Raw genomic sequence first — 18,043 nt, 5'->3', positions numbered from 1 at the left:
GGGGGGAGCCGGTTAACCGGCTCCCCCCTTGCTATCTGGCAATCACCCATCAGGAAAGGGAAATCGGGGAGAGTCTCTCAGGAGCTACTGGCTGCCGCTGCCATCAAACTGTCATCCCGCTGACATGTCGCGGGAACAGTGCCACATCATGCTGGGAGCAACGGATCGCCGGAGCCCTCTAGATGTTCACTATCGATACCCTGCTGACCCAGCACTTCCCCCGCCTGCTTGGCTACCCCCTGCTCACCCCGCTGTTAAAGCGGCTGCTGGGCTGGCTGCTCAACGAGCAGGCCTTTGCCGACTTTGCCGCCCGCTATCCGCACCTGCGCGGCCTCGACTTTGTCGAGCAGGCGCTGACCCAACTCGATTTCGACTATCGGGTCAGCGAGGCGCAACTCGAGCATATTCCCGCCAGCGGCCGGGTCATTCTTGTCGCCAACCACCCCATCGGCTCGCTGGACGGACTGGCGCTGCTGCAACTGCTCGGCCGCATCCGACCCGATGTGAAGATCGTCGCCAACCAGCTGCTGGCCCAGCTCGCGCCGCTGCGCCCTCTGCTATTGCCGGTAGACAATATGGAGGGCAAGACCGATCGACAGGCCATCCTCGCTATGAATGAACACCTCGCCCATGAAGGGGCGCTGGTGATCTTCCCCGCAGGTGAAGTCTCGCGGCTTGGCCTCAAGGGGGTGAAAGATGGCCCCTGGCAGGCAGGCTTTATCAAACTGGCCCAGCGCACCCGCACCCCGCTGGTGCCCATCCATCTGGGAGGGCGCAACAGCCTCTGGTTCTATCTCGCGTCCTGGCTCAACAAGCCCGCCTCCGCTCTGTTGCTGGTACGCCAGCTGTTTCGCCAGCAGGGGCAGACCCTGCCGGTGACCATAGGGGCACGCATTCCACTCGGCAGTTTTCAGGAGCTGCCCGCCAAGACGGCGGCGCGGCTGGTGCGCAACCACCTCTACCGGATTGGCCGTGGCAAGGCGGGGCGCCTGCAGACCGAGGCCCCCATCGCCCTGCCGGAGGATCGCCGCCAGCTCAAACAGGCCATCGAAAGCTGCGAACAGCTCGGCACCACCCCGGATGGTCAGGGGATCTACCTCTACCGCCGCCACGAACTGAGCCACTCGGTGATCCTGCGCGAGCTGGGGCGGCTGCGGGAGATCGCCTTTCGCGCAGTGGGGGAAGGGTCTGGCAAGCGGCGGGATCTCGATGGCTTTGACAACGACTATCACCACCTGATCCTCTGGGATCCGGCCCGGCTCGACATTATCGGCGCCTACCGGTTCGCCCCAGTGGCCGAGCTGCTGGCCAGCAAGGGGAAGGATGGCCTCTACAGCCACACCCTGTTCGGCTTCGAGGAGAAGCTGCTGCCCCGGCTGGAGCAGGCCATCGAGCTTGGCCGCAGCTTTATCCAGCCCGCCTACTGGGGCAAGCGGGGGCTCGATTATCTCTGGTTCGGCATCGGTGCCTATCTGGCCCGCTATCCCCGCTACCGCTACCTGTTTGGCCCGGTGTCGCTCTCCGGCAGCCTGCCGCCGGCGGCCAAGGATCTGCTGGTGAGCTTCTACCGCCAGCACTTTGCCCCCGAACTGGCGCTGGCCCCCTCCCGCCGTCCCTACCCCGAGACGCAACCTCTGTTCGAGGGGTTGGATTACGGCGCCGATCTCAAAGCACTCAAGGCCCGCCTCGACAATTTGGGCTGCGCCATCCCTACCCTCTACAAGCAGTATTCCGAACTGTGCGAGCCGGGCGGCGTCCAGTTTATGGATTTTGGCATCGACCCCGACTTCAACCACTGCATCGACGGGCTGGTGTGGGTCGATGTGAGCCGCATCAAGTCCCACAAGCGTGCCCGCTATATCGGCAGCCATCTGGCCGAGCCGCGCTCATAGCCCTGCAGGCGCCAGGCAAATAGCCAAAGGCAAAAAAGGAGAGAGAGGCCATGGCCTCCCTCTCCTTTCGCTCTCATGCTCAGCACCTTTTCGAGGCGCTCGGCCCATCTGGCGTTACTCGGCCGCCTTGCGATCCGAGTGGCCGAGATCCCGCTCAGGGGCGATGACGTCACGCACCCGCTGCTTGATCTCCTTGGCCTCGGGGAAGCCGTCATCGACCACCCGATCCCACACCTGCACCCCGCTCACCAGAATGCGGAACTCCCCCTTGCTGGCCGGCACCAGCGCCACCTCCCCCAGATCGCTGTCGAAGGTGGATAGCAGCTCCTGCGCCAGCCAGGCGGCGCGCAGCATCCAGCGACAGAGGGTACAGTAGCGGATTTCGATGCGGGGTTTGCTGATCAGGGTTTCAGACTCGGTCATGAGTGACTCCATAAAAAAGCGACAATGGCGGGAAGTGGCGTACTGCCGTCCAATGGCCGCTCCCGGTTTGGTCAAATCAGTGCTGATCAACCCCATGAAAATCGGCCAGCCAATGGCGGGCAATGGTACGCATCGCCGATTCTGGCAGCTCGAACAGGCCGGGTGCAAGAGGGCCTGCCGCCAGCATCCGGATCCCTTCCATGATCTCCGCCAGCACCAGATAGACATATTCACCAATCACGGCGCCATGGACGAAGTTGACCGCCTCGCCCCGGTTGAGCAGGTAGATCTGGGTACCATCCGGCCGGTTGAGGGCCAGCACATGGGGGCACACCTCTTCGCTCGGCCACGGCAACTGGGCCAGCGAGAAGGCAAACTCGTCGTCGGCCGAGGTGACCGAGGCGACCATGGTGCCGGGGCGCAGCGCCTGCAGATCCACCAAGTCCAGCGAGCCGTTGCCGGTAGAGCAGATCACCAGCTCGGCACGGCTCAAGGCTTCAGCCTTGGTGATCAAGCGAAAACCGTGAGAGAGCGCTTCGACCTGTCGCAGCACATCGGTTTCCACCAGCCCGAGATGGAGGTTGCGACAACGCAGGTCGCGGGCGATGCTGCGCCCCACCTTGCCATAGCCAAACAGCACGGCTTCGCAGACGTTGAAAGTACGGTTGAGATTACGAGCCAGCGACTCCGCGGAGTAGACCACGCTCAGACCAATCTGGATATCCTCGGCCTGCTTGAGGGGGCTGCGAGCCACCGACACCACAGGGGTCGCCAGCACCTCCTGCTCATAGCGCTGATGGCCGTTTTCGGTCATCTCCACCACCCCGAGGAAACGGGGGCCGAAGTACTCGCTCAAGATCACCTGAGTTTTGGCAAAGTAACCGCCGATATCGAGGATCAGCAACCGCTCGTGGGGGGCCACCAGCGGTGCAATCTGCTGGATGAGGCTGTCGGGTTCATTGGTCCAGCGCCGGTTGAGGGGCAGCACCGGATAGTGTTGTGATACCCACTCCAGGGTCGGGCCGTGTACCGATTTCGGTTTGGGTAAAATGGCGCCAATCCGTCCAATCTGACCGAGAGCGTCGATAAAACGGGGGCGATCGGGAAGCAGGTGAGTGACCAGCAGAATGCAGAGACCGTCGATACGTCCCTGTCCGGTGAAATGGCGAAAAAACAGATGCTCAGATCCTTGACTGCGCAACTGTGGCCTCCTTATATGCCGCAAAGCAGGCAAACAGAACCCGGCGCGGCCGGGTTCTGTGTGTGTCCAAATAAAATGAAAATCCTTTTTATCTGAAACACATAGGGGGCTCAATCATTATCTGTCAAGAGTATGAGCGGGTAAGCAAAAATGACCGTAATCGACTGTTTTTCATGCAAAAATCAGTACAACGAAGCTTCTGGCCACACCGTCCAGAGGCTGAGTCCGGTTCCCGAAGCGGCGAGCAGGAGTATCCCCCCCCAGCGCACAGGCAAGGACTTGTCACGCAAAAACCACTCCAGCAGCGGCAACAGCCAGACCGGTAGCAACACCGCCAGCGGCACCTCCACATATTGCCAGGCGAGCATCTGGACCAAGGCGAGGGCCAGCGCCAGACCGGCAGGCACCACCTTGATACCAACAAAAATGGTAAGCAGGACGCGAAAACCGACGAAAGCAGCCAGCGCACCGGCCAGCTGGGCAATCAGCAGGCTGCCGTCGATGCCGATCACCAGCGCCAGCCAGATAAAGCCGAGTGCAAACCCCAGCCCCTCGTTGCTGTCACCGCGATGGATGCTCCAGCCAAACCAGAGGATGGCAGGCAGCAGTGCCAGCCAGATCCCGGGTTCGCTCGCCATTACCGAGGCCAATCCCTGCCACCACACCAGCGCACTGAACACGGCAAAGAGCAGCAGCGAGCCACGCAGATCGTTCACCTGAGCCGTAATGGCGGGGACCAGTAGGGTTAGCGGCAGCCACTGCCACGCCTTTTCCGGCATGCCATAGAGGCCGCCGAGCCAGGATCCCACCAACCAGAGCGCAAGTGCGCCCCACAGATACCCCAATCGCGGCCAGCGCCACGATAGCAAAGCGGCTCCCAGAGGAGCCGCCAGGGTTTGCAGCAGAAGTTCCGCGCCCATTACTTGCGCACGCCTTCGACAAACAGGTTGATGTTCATCTCGTCCTGGATGCCGGGCAGCATGTAGCTCACGCCAAAGTCACTGCGCTTGATGGTGGTGGAGGCATTGAAACCGCTGCGGTAGCCGCCCCAGGGATCCTTGCCTTCGCCAATTTTGACCAGATCGAAGGCCACTTCCTTGGAGACGCCGTGCAGGGTCAGGGTCCCTTTCAGCACGCCTTTATCCTTGGTGCCCTCGTAAGCGGAGCTGACGAAAGTCATCTTGGGATACTGCTTCACGTCGAGGAAGTCAGGGCTGCGCAGGTGTTTGTCGCGGGCCTCGTGATTGGAATCGACGCTGGCGGCATCCACTTCGAAGCTCGCCTTGGCGGCCGCCGGGTTGGCGTCATCCATGCTGAAGGTGCCGCTGAAGGTGTTGAAGCGACCCACCAGCTCGGAGAAGCCCAGGTGACCCACCTTGAACTGCACTGTGGTGTGCGCCGCATCCACATCGTAATCCGCCGCCATCAGAGGGGTAGCCATAAACAGGCAGGAGGCCAGCAGAGCCTTGGTCATTTTCATCCGTTCGTTCCTTCATCTTGGGGTTCACATCAGTGGTTAAAATGCTAACCTCGTTCTGAAGATGAATAATCAGTGATTTATTAAATTCATTATTTACTGAGGATGGAAAATGGACCAGATCGCCGCCATGCGTACCTTTATCAAGGTGGTGGAGTGCCAGAGCTTTACCAAGGCCGCCAACCAGCTCGGCATCTCGGTCGCCATGGCCTCCAAACTGATGCAGCAGCTGGAGGAGTCCCTCGCCACACGGCTGCTGTCGCGCACCACCCGTCAGGTCAATCCCACCGAAGCGGGCCAGTTCTACTACCAGCGCTCCCTCGCACTGCTGGCGGAGCTGGAAGAGACCCACAGCCAGCTGACCCACCACAACCAGCAGCCGAACGGCACCCTCAAGCTCTCGGTGCCGATGGATTTTGGCTATCTGCACCTCTCCCCCGCCCTGCCGCTGTTTCGCCAGCGCTTTCCCGATCTCAAGCTCGATATCGAGTACAGTGACCGACGGGTAGCGCTGGTGGAAGAGGGATTCGATCTGGCGCTGCGGATCGGCCACCTCAGCGACTCCTCGCTGGTGGCGCGCCAGCTGGCCACCATTCGGGTCGAGCTTTGCGCCAGCCCCGCCTATCTGGCACGCAAGGGCAGACCGGAAAAACCCGAGGATCTCAAGCAGCACGACTGTCTGATCTACACCCTGACCCAGCCGGAGTGGCACTTCAAACGGGGCAACGAGCAGCAGAGCATCCGGCCACAGGGGCCACTGCGGGCCAACAACGGGGTGGCGCTAACCCGCGCCGCTTGTGATGATCAGGGCATCATATTGCAGCCCACCTTTATCGTGGGGGAGGCCCTGCGGTCAGGACAGCTGGTCAGCCTGCTGCCGGAGTGGGACAAGGGAGATGTGGGACTTTATGCGGTCTATCCGCACCGCCGCTTCGTCTCGGCCAAGGTGCGCTGCTTTATCGAGTTCGTGCAGGAGCGCTATCTCGCCCCGCAACAGTGGGATAAGCCGTGATGATTGCCAGAGCAGAGGATAGGGCCTGACTGTCCGGCCTGCTAGTCCGGCTTGAAACCTAACGCTGGCCGGATGCGGTGGTGGATGCGGCAACAGGGGTGAGCTTGGCTAGCAGACGCTCCTGCTCGGGGTGCAACTGCCAGCGTGGCAGCCGGGTGCGGACAACCGACAACTGCTGCTCACTGAAGGCATAGGGGAGCGCCACTTCAATCTCGGGGCAGTCAAACATGGCGGCCAGCTGCAGGATCAAAATGAGGTTTGCCTCGTCGGTCTTGTGCTTGTTGACCCGTTTGCGGATCTCGTGGCGCAGCTGGGTTTCGGGGTCCTGGGTCATCGCCTGCCAGCCGAAACCGAACAACGGCACCAGCGCGCTGACAATCCCCAGCGCCGTCATCGGCTGCTTGGGGGGATGATAGAGTGCGTTGAGATCCAGCCGAACAGGATTCTGACGAACCTCACCCTCACCAAATAAAATCGTTTTCGTCATTGGATTACCCGTTATATTCCACTAGACTGCGCCGCATATTTTACCCCGATATGCCAACGAGGTGCTGATGCTAAGCGATATCGAGATCTCCCGCCAGTCCCCCCGTCTCTCAATCCACGCGCTGGCAGAACGCCTCGCCATCCCCCAGCACCTGCTCAGCCCTCATGGCCACTACAAAGGCAAGCTCAGCCTCGACCTGCTCACGTCTCAGCCCACACAGAGCGGCAAGCTGGTACTGGTGAGCGCCATCACCCCTACCCCGCTCGGTGAAGGGAAAACGGTGACCACCCTTGGCCTCTCCATGGGGCTCAACCATATCGGCCAGCCCAGCATCGCCACTATCCGCCAGCCGAGCCTCGGGCCGGTATTCGGGGTCAAGGGGGGCGCAGCCGGTGGCGGCCACGCCCAGGTGGTTCCGATGGAGGAGATGAACCTCCACCTCACCGGCGATTTTCACGCCCTGACGGCGGCCCACAATCTGGCGGCTGCAGCCCTCGATGCCCGCCTGTTCCATGAGCGCAAACTCGGCGACCAGTTCACCGCCAAAACCGGCCTGCCACGGCTCGATATCGATGCCGATAACATCCTCTGGCCGCGCACCCTCGACATGAATGACCGCGCCCTGCGCCACCTCACCATAGGTCAGGGCGGCGCAGCCGATGGTGTAGAGCGCAGCGATCGCTTCGTCATCACCGCCGCCTCCGAGCTGATGGCCATTCTGGCGCTGGCAAGCGATCTCAAGGATCTGCGCGCTCGTATCGGCCACATCCAGCTGGCCCGCGATATCCACGGCAAGCCCATTACCGCCGAACAGCTGGAAGTAGCGGGCGCCATGACGGTGCTGCTGAAAGACGCGCTGCAACCGACCCTGATGCAGACCACCGAGCAGACACCGGTGCTGGTGCACGCCGGCCCCTTTGCCAACATCGCCCACGGCAACTCCTCGGTGATCGCCGATCGTATCGCCCTTGGCCTGACCAACTATGTGGTGACCGAGGCAGGTTTTGGCTCCGACATGGGGCTGGAGAAGTTCTTCAACATCAAGAGCCGCCAATCCGGTATTACCCCCGCCTGCGTGGTGCTGGTGGCCACGGTGCGCGGTCTCAAGGCCAACAGCGGTCTGCTGGATATTCGCCCGGGCCAGCCGTTACCAGCCAGCCTGCAGGGGGAAGATCTGCCGACCCTCAAGCAGGGCTGCGCCAACCTCGCCTGGCATATCCGGAACGCCCGCCGCTACGGGGTGCCGGTGGTGGTCGCCATCAACCGCTTCCCCACCGACAGCGAGGCCGAACTGGCGCTGCTGGCCCATGAAGCGCAGCAAGCCGGTGCCTGTGGTGCGGCCATCTCCAACGCCTTCACCCAGGGTGGTGCCGGTGCCAGCGAGCTGGCCCGCGCCGTGGTCACCGCCTGCGAGCAACCCGGCAAGGTGAAACTGCTCTACCCCGACGAGGCGAGCCTCGATGCCAAGCTAGCGACCCTGGTGGAGTGCGGCTACGGCGGTCGTGGAGTGCAGCTCTCCGACAAAGCCCGCCAGCAGCTGGCCCAGCTCTCCGCCGAAGGGTGGGATCACTTGCCCATCTGCGTGGCCAAGACGCCGCTCTCCATCAGCCACGACCCAGCCCTCAAAGGGGTGCCGACCGATTTCGAGGTGCCCATCGACGAGGTGAAGCTCTGCGCCGGTGCCGGGTTCGTCTATGCGCTGGCGGGCCCCATCATGACCATGCCGGGGCTGGGTAGTCTGCCTGCCTATCGCCATATCGATATCGATGAGAACGGCGAGATAGTCGGCCTGAGCTGAGCCCTTCCACAACGCCAGAAACAACAAGGCCCCGCCAATTGGCGGGGCCTTCTGTTACCCATGCATCAACCCTTAGAGGGTGAAGCGCTGGGTCATATGGTGCAGGGTGTTGGCCAGCTTGCTCAGCTCGACGCAAGCCTGGGCGATCTGATGAGCGCCCTGGGCATTCTCGTCAGCGGCATTGTGAATGTTGACAATGCTGCGGTTGAGCTCTTCGGTCACCGCATTCTGCTCTTCGGTGGCGGTGGCGATCAGGGTGTTCATGTCGGTGATGCGCACCACGGCACCGTTGATGGTCTCGATACTGGTACCGGCATCCCGCGCCAGACCAACGCTCTCCTGCATCTGGTGACGACTCAGCTGCATGGCGTTGCCCGCCTCGGCGGCGCGGCTCTGCAGTAGCTCGATCATCTTGCTGATCTCGGCGGTGGAGTCCTGGGTACGCTGGGCCAGGGAGCGCACTTCATCCGCAACGACCGCAAAACCACGACCCTGCTCACCGGCACGGGCCGCTTCGATGGCGGCGTTAAGGGCTAGCAGGTTGGTCTGACCGGCGATATCGCGGATCACATCCAGCACCACGCTGATGTTGGCGCTGTCGGCCTCCAGCTGCTGCACCACTGTGCCTGCTTGCTCAATCTTGACCGACACCTCTTCGATGCTGGCAATCGAACTGCGTACCACTTCGCTGCCGGCAGCAGAGGTGCGGGAGGCATCCTTGGCGGCGCTCATGGCATCCGTGGTGTTGCGGGCCACTTCGTTGACGGTGGACTGCATCTCGTTCATGGCTGTCGCCACCTGGGAGACTTCGTTCTGCTGGATGGCCATGCCGCTGGCAGACTGGCTGGAGATGGCGCTCACCTCCTCCACTGCGCTGCTGAGTTGGCTCACGGAGCCGGCGATCTCGCTCACCAGATCGGAGAGGGAGCCCTGCATCCGGTTGATGGCGGAGCCCAGCTGACCCAGTTCATCACGGTTGAAGCGGCTGTCACGGATCCACTGCTGCAGTTCGCCCTGACCCAGATCGCCATTTGCAATACGCTGGGCCTGACGGGCCAGCATGATCAGCGGATCGCGAATTTGGCGGGTCAGTACCACGGAGAGCAGCACCACAAGGATCAGACCGAGCACCAGCGCGATGGTGACACTCAGATTGGCGGATTGATAAGAGTCGACAATGTCGCTGCGGGATTCAGACGCATAACCATGGTTAATCTGGATAAGGGAGGCCACTGACTTGCTCAGCGCGGTGTAAAGGGGAACTCCCTCCTCAAGGAAGATGCGTTGGGCTTCGGCAAGCTGATCGCTGTCTTGCAGCTGTTTGACTCGCTGGTGCAGGGCGACGTAACGATCCCAGTCAGATTTCACCGTATCGAAGGTACGGCGCTCCGCCACATCCTCAGGCCAGATCGTCTTGTCATGGGCAATCAGCTGCTGCGCGATCGCGTTAAGCTGTTGACTGGCAATATTCCGATATTCAGCCCTTTTCAGCGGCTCGGCAGCCACCACGAAATAACCCAGCTCATAACGACGCAACTCACCGAGAGAATCCCCGATCGCGCTGGTGCGATTAACCGCTGGCAAGATACTGTCGGTAAACCGGATGGCAACATCATTCATGTTGCCAAACTGGACAAGGGAAAAACCGCCGATAAAGGCGACCATCAAACCGAGCACGGCAAAGCCGGTGGTAAGTTTTTTGCCTATGGTCATGGAACTGGTATTCATGGGATATCCTGGTGGTCGTTAAATTCGTAGCACTCGTCCGGTTCACGCCCTCCTGGCATGAACTATCTGGCCACCTGTTCAGTGGCGCACCATCCAACCTTGATGAATATCTCTGAATTCCATGAGCGGCAGCGAGAGCCGTGAGGGGGCGCTAGAGTAACCGGATTGTGATGGTTCGGAAAGAGTCTGTCCGGTTACTTTTTGTAAGGTGAAAACGAGAGGTTTATCGTGCTCGATTAAATATACCGCTCAGATGAATAAATCGAAAAAATGCATAACGTTTGCATAAGGCAAGTCGCGCAGGTCAAGCCGTTGCAGGCCGCCACTCTCATCCAGAACCAATGAAAAACGCCAGCAATAGCTGCTGGCGTCTCGTTTATTCAGCGTGGCGGTTACAAAATAACCGCCATCTTATCCGCGCAGGCCGCCCAGAAACTCGGCCCGGGTATCGGGCTGGGTCTTGAACACCCCGCCGAGGGAGGTGGTGGTGGTATAGGAGGTGGAGTCCATCACTCCGCGCGCCTTGACACAGTAGTGGGTCGCCTTGATGCTGATGGCCACATCCTTGGTGCCGAGCAGGGTCTGCAGCGCCAGCAGGATCTGCTGGGTCAGCCGCTCCTGCACCTGGGGACGACGGGCGAAGAACTGCACGATGCGGTTGATCTTCGACAGACCAATCACCTTGCCGCGAGGGATATAGGCCACATGGGCCATGCCATCGATGGTGACGAAGTGGTGTTCGCAGGTGCTGGTGAGGCTGATATCCCGCACCATGATCATCTCGTCCACCTGCATCTTGTTCTCGATCACTGTCACCTTGGGGAAGGTGGAATAATCGAGGCCGGAGAAGATCTCGTTGACGTACATCTTGGCGATGCGGTGCGGCGTCTCGGCCAGACTGTCATCGGTCAGATCCAGCCCCAGCGTCTCCATGATGGAGCGCATATGACCTTCGATCTTCTCCCGCTTCTGCTGGCTGTTCAGCTCGTTGGTGACCAGGGGGGTTTCCAGTCCCTGGGCTTCGAGGGCAGCCCTGACCAGCAAGGCTTCCGGACTTAAGGTTGTCATTATCTTCTCTCCCACGCTCAGGGACTGTGAGGGCAGCTCAAGGAGCAACCCCTTATGTTATTGCGGCGTACAGGGCCGACGGTATCGCTGTAATGGTCGCCACTCGGGATGTGACGGCCATCTGTTATGGCGGCATAGTAAACGGCCATTGCCGCCAAGATTCAAGTCAACTTGTGCGTCACCTCATACTTTATGGCCATCTCACCCCGTTTCAGCGCCGATTACCCCGAGATTCCCTTGAGATAACCTGCCCATCCCCGGGGATTTTTGTGATAATCCCGCCTTCAATCATAGAAAGAGGTCATGACGATGGGATTTGATACCAGCGGACTACTCCCCTTAAGCGATGCCCTGCAAGGGATGCTGGAACAACTCGCCTGCTGCTGCGACAGCGAGCAGCAGCCCCTGCCAGAGGCCCTTGGCCGGGTTCTTGCCAGCGACATCGCCTCTCCCCTCGCCGTGCCCCCCTTCGACAACTCCGCCATGGACGGTTATGCCGTACGCCTTGCGGATCTCGCCAGCGGCACCCCGCTCATCATGGCGGGCAAGGCGTTTGCCGGTCAGCCCTATCAGGGCGAGTGGCCCGCTGGCCATTGCGTGCGGATCATGACAGGCGCCCCGGTACCGGCCGGTACGGATGCAGTGGTGATGCAGGAAGAAACGCAGGCCGACGGCGATCGGATCACTTTTCTGGCACAACCCGAACCGGGCCAGAATATCCGCCGCGCCGGCAGCGATACCGGCAAGGGCGCCTGCGTGCTGCCAGCCGGTACTCGCCTCACCCCGCGCGAAATGCCGCTGCTGGCCTCCCTCGGCGTGGCTACCGTGCCGGTACGCCGCCCGCTGAAAGTGGCCATCTTCAGCACCGGCGATGAGCTCAAACCGGTTGGTACCCCGCTCGCCCACGGCGATATCTATGACTCCAACCGCTACGGCGTGCGGGCCATGCTGGCGCGCATGGGCTGCGACTGCCTCGACCTTGGCATCATCCCCGACGATCCGGCCCAGCTACGCGCCGCCTTTATCCGCGCCGACGAAGAGGCCGATGTACTCATCACCACCGGCGGCGTCTCGGTGGGGGAAGCGGACTTCACCAAACAACTGCTGGACGAGCTCGGCGAGATTGGCTTCTGGAAGCTGGCCATCAAGCCGGGCAAGCCGTTTGCTTTTGGCCGTCTGCCCCGCGCCTGGTTCTTCGGCCTGCCGGGCAACCCCGTCTCCGCCATGGTCACCTTCGATCAGCTGGTGCAACCGGCGCTGGCCAAGCTGGCGGGCCAGCAGTTCGAGCGCCCGCTCCAGCTACAGGCCATTGCGGCCGAACCACTCAAAAAGAGCCCCGGCCGACTCGACTTCCAGCGCGGCATTCTGAGCCAAGGGCCAAACGGCCTCGAGGTGCGCAGCACCGGCTCGCAGGACTCCGCCGTGTTCAGCTCCCTGTCGCGAGCCAACTGCTACATCGTTCTTGAACGGGAACGGGGCCGCGTCGCCGCGGGCGAGACGGTCACCGTCGAACCGTTCGGGGGATTGCTGCTGTGAGCGAGATCCTGAGCGACGCCGAACTGCTGCGCTACAACCGCCAGATCATCCTCAAATCCTTCGACTTCGAGGGACAGGAGGCGCTCAAGCAGGCCAGGGTGCTGGTGATCGGCGCCGGCGGTCTTGGCTGCGCCGCCAGCCAGTATCTGGCGGTGGCCGGGGTTGGCCAACTCACCCTGGTCGATTTCGACAAGGTGGAGCTCTCCAACCTGCAGCGTCAGGTGCTGCACAACGATGAGCGCATTGGTCACTACAAGGTGGACTCAGCAGCGCAATCGCTGCGTGCCCTCAATCCCTGGCTCAAGGTGGAGACCCACGCTGCCGTGGCCGATGAGGCGCTGCTCGATACCCAGCTGCCCCGACATCAGCTGGTGCTCGATTGCACCGACAACCTGGCCATTCGCAACCTGCTGAATCAAAAGGCACGCCAGCACAGGGTGCCGCTGGTCAGTGGCGCCGCAATCCGACTGGAGGGACAGCTATGCAGCTTCACCTGGCAGGAAGATGAACCCTGCTACGCCTGCCTCAGCGCCCTGTTTGGCGAGCAGGCCCTCACCTGCGTCGAAGCCGGTGTACTCGCCCCCGTGGTGGGATTGGTGGGCAGCCTGCAAGCACTGGAAGCTATCAAGCTCTTGGCAGGCATGGGCAAAAGCTACAGCGGCCGCCTGCTGATGATCGACGGCCTGAGCGGCACCTTCCGCGAGATGAAGCTGCCCAAGCGCCCCGACTGCCCCGTCTGCTCCCATCCTTGACGCAAACGGGATCAAAAAAGCCGAACCCCGTGGTTCGGCTTTTGTATTCCTATTTAACAACGGTATCGGGGATCAGAAGATCCCCTTGGCTTTGACCTTTTTCATATTGGCCACCTGACTCGAGAGATCCTCTATCAAAGGTTCTACCTCTGTGCCGACAACACTCTGTCGAGCGGGGGCACTGGCCAGTCGCTGGATCAATCTGTGCTGCTCGCGGATCAGCCGGGATTGCTCTTCCAATTGGCGAGAGAGCAGCTGGATACTGCTGGCAAGGGGAGCCAGATCCTGCTCGGCCCCTGCTGATGGCAGCTTGCCAGCGATGGCTTCGGCCAGCTGGTCATGATCCAGTGCAGCAGGCAGCCCCTGTCTGAGTTCATCCCACATCTCGCTGGGTTGCTGCTCGCCGAGCCGGTTGACAATCTCGTCCACCAGTGAAGTGTTATCACTCTGTCCCAGCTGTGGAGCCAGTCTGGCCACTATCTCGTCGATCATCACATCCGCAACAGGGTGCGCCTCGCCAGCGACCTCACCCAGATTGAAACCACAGCTGGCAAAGGCATGACGCAGGGTGGTCATGCTCACCTGCTCCGGCCCCAGCGCATTGGCAATCGCTTTGCAGAGGTTGGGCGCCAGCACGTACATGAACATACCGGAGAGGTAGATATCCTTGTGGAAACGGCTCTTGGAGAAGTCAAACTCCTCGGTACCCTCCTGGATCTTTCGCGCCCGTTGATACCAGTTCTGCAATACCCCGACCGCATAGCGATCAGACTCCAGCGCACCCGGATCCATATAGATGGAGAAGGTCATGCGCTTGAGTTGACTACTCATCGTCAACCTCGGCCATCACAGGCGCTTCGCGATAGACTTCATCCTCTTCCGTGGTGTAGAGGCAGATTTCGCGAGCCAGCGCAGACTGGGCATCGTCCAGCAGCTCGACACGGTCACCCAGGGTCGGATAGGCCGCCTTGATCGCGTCATAAATCAGGGATGCACCGCCACCGACCAGATAGACACGATTCGGGTTCTTGGCGAACTTCTTCGCTTCATGTGCAACCTGGGAGCCCAGCTCGTCGATCTTGTTTTGCATCTTCTCGAGGATCTTGGGGATCTGGCTCTCGTCGTTGACCACATCGCGCACAAAGCTCATGTCGTGGCGACGCTTGATAAACTCGTTGGCCACCAGATAGCTCGAATCGCTGTCTGCTGCGGCCAGCGCCTTGCGGGTAGCGTCGGTCACCATGGAGACACCGATCTCGTTGTTACCGTAGACATCGGAGACATCATCAAACTCACCGACGATGATCCCCATATCCAGAGTGGTGCCGCCACAGTCGATCACCAGAGTCTTGGTGAACTCGTTGCAGCCTGAACCAATCAGACGGGAGAGCGCAGCAGGCAGACTCTCCGGCATCACTTCGACACTGACGATATTGAACAGCTCGCCCTTGTTAAGGGTGATCGGACGCATCAGGTTGCGCCGTTTCTTCTCGATCTTCTCTTCGTTGCGCTGGCAATCGTCCGGGTTGTAAAACTCGGTGATGGGCAGGGTCACGGTAATGGCGACATCGCACGGCGTCACACCAGTCTGCAACAGGGCATGATGCACGGAGAGCAGGTTGAGATCGTCATACTGGTACTCCACATGAGTGGTGGCCAAAGACTTGTCGGAGGTCGCGTCGTAGGTGTACTTGGTGTTGCCTATCTCGTAGTTGTAGATCTTCTTGTCTTTACGCAATGCGGCGCTCTTCCAGTCCTTGCGAAAGGAGTTGGGAGAGATGATGGTCTTGAGCACCTTGTTCTCAATCCAGCTCACCTTGACGTTGGTCGAGCCATCATCGATGGCCATTTTCATTACTTCAGACATGAGGAAACACCTGTTAATAGATCAGAAATGGGTCCGATTGCCTTGCCTTATGCCTTTGGCAAGGCGATCGAACCAATACATACACGGGGTAAAAGGGCGACAAGTTTAATGGGTTTCTAAAATCCGGTGAAGCAAATGATTAAATCCGGAAGGATCTTCCGCGGGCCAGGCGTGGTGGCCGTTGGGGGTGTGGATGGTGGCGTTGGGCAGGGCGGCAAACTGCTCTACCCGTTTGGCCAGCGGCAGGTAGTCGTGACTGGTGGAGATGATGGCCACCGGCTGCCAGATGGCGCCGAGCCGGGCACGTACCGACCAGCCCGGTAGCGCCTCCAGCAGCGCCTTGTAGGTTTTCTTTTTATTGCGCACGAAACGCAGTCGGAAGGTATGGCGCACCTGTGCCAGATCCGGGCCTGGGAAGAGCTCGCGTCCCAACCACCAGGCGAGCGGGCGCATGCCAAACCAGCGCAGCCACTTGAGGCGCTGGGCGTAACGCTCCTGCTCTTTGGGTGTTTCCAGCAGAAACTCGCTAAAACCGTTGACCAGCACCAGCCCCTGCACCTTGTGGGGCAGTTGCAGCGCCAGCTCCAGCGCTACCATGGCCCCCAGCGACAATCCCACGACCCAAGCGGGTTCTGGCTGTGCATCGAGCCAGTTCACCACATCGGCTGCCAGGGTCGCCACATCGAACGGCCCCTCCTGCATGCTCTGACCGTGGCCGCGCAAGTCCAGCGCCACCACCCGGTACTGTTCAGAAAACCGTTCGATCTGCGCCTGCCAGTCGAGGCTCGAGGAGCCCAGCCCATGCAGCAGCAACAGCAAAGGGCCCTCCCCCGCACTGCGCAGGGCAAGGCCGTTGAATTTCATCACCTGATTGCGGCGCATCAGTGTATTGCCTCTCGACTCATCACCTGAACCATCTCTTGTTGTTATGTTGCCCGTGGCCATCCTGCCACGTTATCAGCACGGCGCCCAATCAGCCTTCGCTGACCAGACTCACCGCCTTGATATAAGCGTAGATCTGCTGCTCCGGCGCCAACGCCAGCCGTCTGGCGGAGCGGCTGGTGATCCGGGCCAGCAGTATCTGCTCACCCAGCGCCAACTGCAACAGGGTCTGGCCGGGGCGCACCTCGCGCACCGCCAGCAGACGGGTGACGAGACAGTTGGAGAGACTGGAGTGCTCGATGGGTGCCGTGGCAATCACCACATCGCGCCCGGCCACCTTGATCTGCAAAGGGCCGCTCTCATCCGGCACATGGGTCATGGTGACCCGCAGTTGCTGCTCACCGAGTTGCAGGGTCGCCATCTGCTCGTCGTCATCATAGTGGGCCAATGTGGCATTCAGCATCACCCCGGCATCGTCACGGCTGGCGAGCGAGAGATCGGTTCGGGCGAAGATCTCGCTCGGCCGACCTTGCGCCTCGACCCTGCCACTTTCCAGCAACACCAGTTGATCGCAGAGCAGGCTCACCTCCTCCATGGCGTGGCTGACGAAGATCATCGGGATGCCGCTCTCCTGCTGCAACCCCTTGAGCACATGGGCCTGATGGATGCGGCTGCGCCGATCGAGCGCAGAAAAAGGCTCATCGAGCAGCAGCAGATCAGGCTCAGCCAGCAGCGCCCGGGCCAGCGCCACCCGCTGGCGCTGGCCGCCAGAGAGGGCATGGGCAGGCTGCCCCAGCAGATCGACAAAACCGAGCCGAGCCGCCAGCGCTTCGGGCTGCCAGCGCCCTCGCCCCTTGCGGGCCGCCAGTTGCAGATTGCCGAGCACCGTCAGATGGGGGAAGAGGCGCGAGTCCTGAAACACCAGTCCGATCCGGCGCGCTTCGGGCAGCAGTTGAGCATACTCCCGATCGCGCCACAGCAAGCGATCCCCGCTTCGGCGATCGAGCCCGGCGATGATGCGCAGCAGGGTGCTCTTGCCGCAGCCCGAGGGGCCGAACAGGCCGAGGATCCCCCCCAGTTCGAGGGTCAGTGCGCAATCGAGGGTAAAGGGACCAAACTCGCGCCGGGCATGGAGGTTCAAGGCATGGCGGTGCGGCACGTTCACAGGCGGCATAGTGGCGGGCTGGTTCATCCAAACACTCTCCGCTGTCTGCGCTGCAACACACCATAGACCAGCACCAGCATCACCAGCGAGAAGGCCATCAGGCCGCCCGCCAGAATATGGGCGTTCTGATAGTCCATCGCCTCCACATGATCAAACAGGGCGATGGAGAGCACCTGGGTTTCGCCGGGGATATTGCCGCCAATCATCAGCACCACGCCAAACTCCCCCAATGTATGGGCAAAGCCGAGGGCCGCCGCCATCACAAAGCTCGGCAGGGTCATCGGCAAGATGATGTGGAAGAAGCGTTCCAGCGGGCCGAGCCCCAAAGTAGCGGCGGCCTCCAATTCCTTGTTGCCCATGTTGACGAAGGCGGAGGTGAGCGGCTGCACTACGAACGGCAGCGAATAGAGGATGGAGGCAAACAGCAGGCCGAGAAAGCTGAAGGCAAGAGGGGTACCAAAGGTGTCGCGCCACCAGGCGCCGAAGCCATATTCAGGGGAGAAGGCGAGTAGCAGATAAAAACCCAGCACTGTGGGGGGCAGCACCAGCGGCAGCGCCACCAGCGCCTCCACCAGCGGCCGCAGCCGATTCTGACTGCGCGACAGCCACCAGGCCAGCGGCGGAGCCAGCAACAGCAAAATCGCTGTGGTACTGGCCGCAAGCTTCAGGGTGAGCCAGACCGCCAGCAGATCCCCTTCACTCATTGCCGACCTCCCGGTTGATAAATGCCTCCAACGGCATGGTATCCATCCTTA

17 protein-coding genes are annotated in these 18,043 nt (G+C 61.1%); 5 read left to right on the top strand and 12 right to left on the bottom strand.

Translation table 11 applies throughout. The features are described from left to right. The first annotated feature begins 182 nt into the window (after positions 1-182). Positions 183-1,892, top strand: coding sequence for a lysophospholipid acyltransferase family protein (locus AB5Z05_RS18670; protein ID WP_368152681.1), 1,710 nt, complete (start codon positions 183-185; stop codon positions 1,890-1,892). A gap of 114 nt (positions 1,893-2,006) precedes the next feature. Here AB5Z05_RS18670 and AB5Z05_RS18665 read toward each other — a convergent pair whose 3' ends face one another. From AB5Z05_RS18665 to AB5Z05_RS18650, 4 genes are all read right to left on the bottom strand, one after another. Further along, complete coding sequence (locus tag AB5Z05_RS18665) at positions 2,007-2,315, bottom strand: SelT/SelW/SelH family protein (RefSeq protein WP_043821170.1); 309 nt, start codon at positions 2,313-2,315, stop codon at positions 2,007-2,009. A 76-nt stretch (positions 2,316-2,391) separates the two neighbouring features. Next, complete coding sequence (locus tag AB5Z05_RS18660; RefSeq protein WP_368152679.1) at positions 2,392-3,516, bottom strand: adenosylhomocysteinase; 1,125 nt, start codon at positions 3,514-3,516, stop codon at positions 2,392-2,394. 182 nt (positions 3,517-3,698) lie between these two features. Next, positions 3,699-4,436, bottom strand: a complete 738-nt coding sequence (locus AB5Z05_RS18655) for a hypothetical protein (RefSeq protein ID WP_368152676.1) — start codon at positions 4,434-4,436, stop codon at positions 3,699-3,701. Beyond that, on the bottom strand, positions 4,436-4,996 hold the full coding sequence (locus AB5Z05_RS18650) for a YceI family protein (protein WP_368152673.1): 561 nt from the start codon (positions 4,994-4,996) through the stop codon (positions 4,436-4,438). Before AB5Z05_RS18650 ends, AB5Z05_RS18655 begins: the two co-directional genes overlap by 1 nt. A 109-nt stretch (positions 4,997-5,105) precedes the next feature. Here AB5Z05_RS18650 and AB5Z05_RS18645 point away from each other — a divergent pair, with 109 nt between their 5' ends. Further along, positions 5,106-6,005: a LysR family transcriptional regulator gene (locus tag AB5Z05_RS18645; RefSeq protein ID WP_042054624.1), complete on the top strand. Its 900-nt coding sequence runs from the start codon at positions 5,106-5,108 to the stop codon at positions 6,003-6,005. Positions 6,006-6,063: 58 nt separating this feature from the next. Here AB5Z05_RS18645 and AB5Z05_RS18640 read toward each other — a convergent pair whose 3' ends face one another. Then, the gene (locus AB5Z05_RS18640; RefSeq protein ID WP_120415743.1) at positions 6,064-6,492 is read right to left on the bottom strand and encodes a hypothetical protein; all 429 of its coding nucleotides are present in this window, start codon (positions 6,490-6,492) and stop codon (positions 6,064-6,066) included. A gap of 67 nt (positions 6,493-6,559) precedes the next feature. Between AB5Z05_RS18640 and AB5Z05_RS18635 the strand changes: the two genes are divergently transcribed. After that, positions 6,560-8,290, top strand: coding sequence for a formate--tetrahydrofolate ligase (locus tag AB5Z05_RS18635; protein ID WP_323935890.1), 1,731 nt, complete (start codon positions 6,560-6,562; stop codon positions 8,288-8,290). Positions 8,291-8,362: 72 nt separating this feature from the next. Here the strand turns inward: AB5Z05_RS18635 and AB5Z05_RS18630 are convergent, their stop codons facing one another. Both AB5Z05_RS18630 and folE read right to left on the bottom strand, forming a co-directional pair. Then, entirely contained in the window at positions 8,363-10,018 is a 1,656-nt protein-coding gene (locus tag AB5Z05_RS18630; protein WP_368152668.1) for a methyl-accepting chemotaxis protein, read from the bottom strand. Positions 10,019-10,429: 411 nt separating this feature from the next. Then, positions 10,430-11,086 (bottom strand): GTP cyclohydrolase I FolE, encoded by a 657-nt coding sequence (gene folE / locus AB5Z05_RS18625; protein WP_005334419.1) that lies wholly within the window; start codon positions 11,084-11,086, stop codon positions 10,430-10,432. Between the two features lie 309 nt (positions 11,087-11,395). Between folE and moeA the strand changes: the two genes are divergently transcribed. Continuing rightward, entirely contained in the window at positions 11,396-12,622 is a 1,227-nt protein-coding gene (gene moeA / locus AB5Z05_RS18620) for a molybdopterin molybdotransferase MoeA (protein ID WP_368152684.1), read from the top strand. Continuing rightward, positions 12,619-13,374, top strand: a complete 756-nt coding sequence (gene moeB, locus AB5Z05_RS18615; protein ID WP_236321983.1) for a molybdopterin-synthase adenylyltransferase MoeB — start codon at positions 12,619-12,621, stop codon at positions 13,372-13,374. Before moeA ends, moeB begins: the two co-directional genes overlap by 4 nt. Before the next feature lie 72 nt (positions 13,375-13,446). On the opposite strand, the gene AB5Z05_RS18610 is transcribed toward moeB, so the two are convergent. From AB5Z05_RS18610 to modB, 5 genes are all read right to left on the bottom strand, one after another. After that, positions 13,447-14,205, bottom strand: coding sequence for a hypothetical protein (locus AB5Z05_RS18610; protein WP_236321984.1), 759 nt, complete (start codon positions 14,203-14,205; stop codon positions 13,447-13,449). After that, on the bottom strand, positions 14,198-15,241 hold the full coding sequence (parM, locus tag AB5Z05_RS18605; RefSeq protein ID WP_181497170.1) for a plasmid segregation protein ParM domain-containing protein: 1,044 nt from the start codon (positions 15,239-15,241) through the stop codon (positions 14,198-14,200). The genes AB5Z05_RS18610 and parM overlap by 8 nt, the downstream gene beginning before the upstream one ends. Before the next feature lie 105 nt (positions 15,242-15,346). Next, the gene (locus AB5Z05_RS18600; RefSeq protein ID WP_180349376.1) at positions 15,347-16,123 is read right to left on the bottom strand and encodes an alpha/beta fold hydrolase; all 777 of its coding nucleotides are present in this window, start codon (positions 16,121-16,123) and stop codon (positions 15,347-15,349) included. A 91-nt stretch (positions 16,124-16,214) separates the two neighbouring features. Further along, positions 16,215-17,315, bottom strand: coding sequence for a molybdenum ABC transporter ATP-binding protein (gene modC, locus AB5Z05_RS18595; RefSeq protein ID WP_368152664.1), 1,101 nt, complete (start codon positions 17,313-17,315; stop codon positions 16,215-16,217). Further along, complete coding sequence (gene modB / locus AB5Z05_RS18590) at positions 17,312-17,992, bottom strand: molybdate ABC transporter permease subunit (RefSeq protein ID WP_139746750.1); 681 nt, start codon at positions 17,990-17,992, stop codon at positions 17,312-17,314. Before modB ends, modC begins: the two co-directional genes overlap by 4 nt. Positions 17,993-18,043: the final 51 nt, after the last annotated feature.

Source organism: Aeromonas sp. R2-4 (assembly GCF_040908365.1).
GTDB lineage: Bacteria > Pseudomonadota > Gammaproteobacteria > Enterobacterales > Aeromonadaceae > Aeromonas > Aeromonas veronii.
Note: the sequence above shows the minus strand (reverse complement) of the source record. Positions and strands in the feature narration are given on the sequence as shown.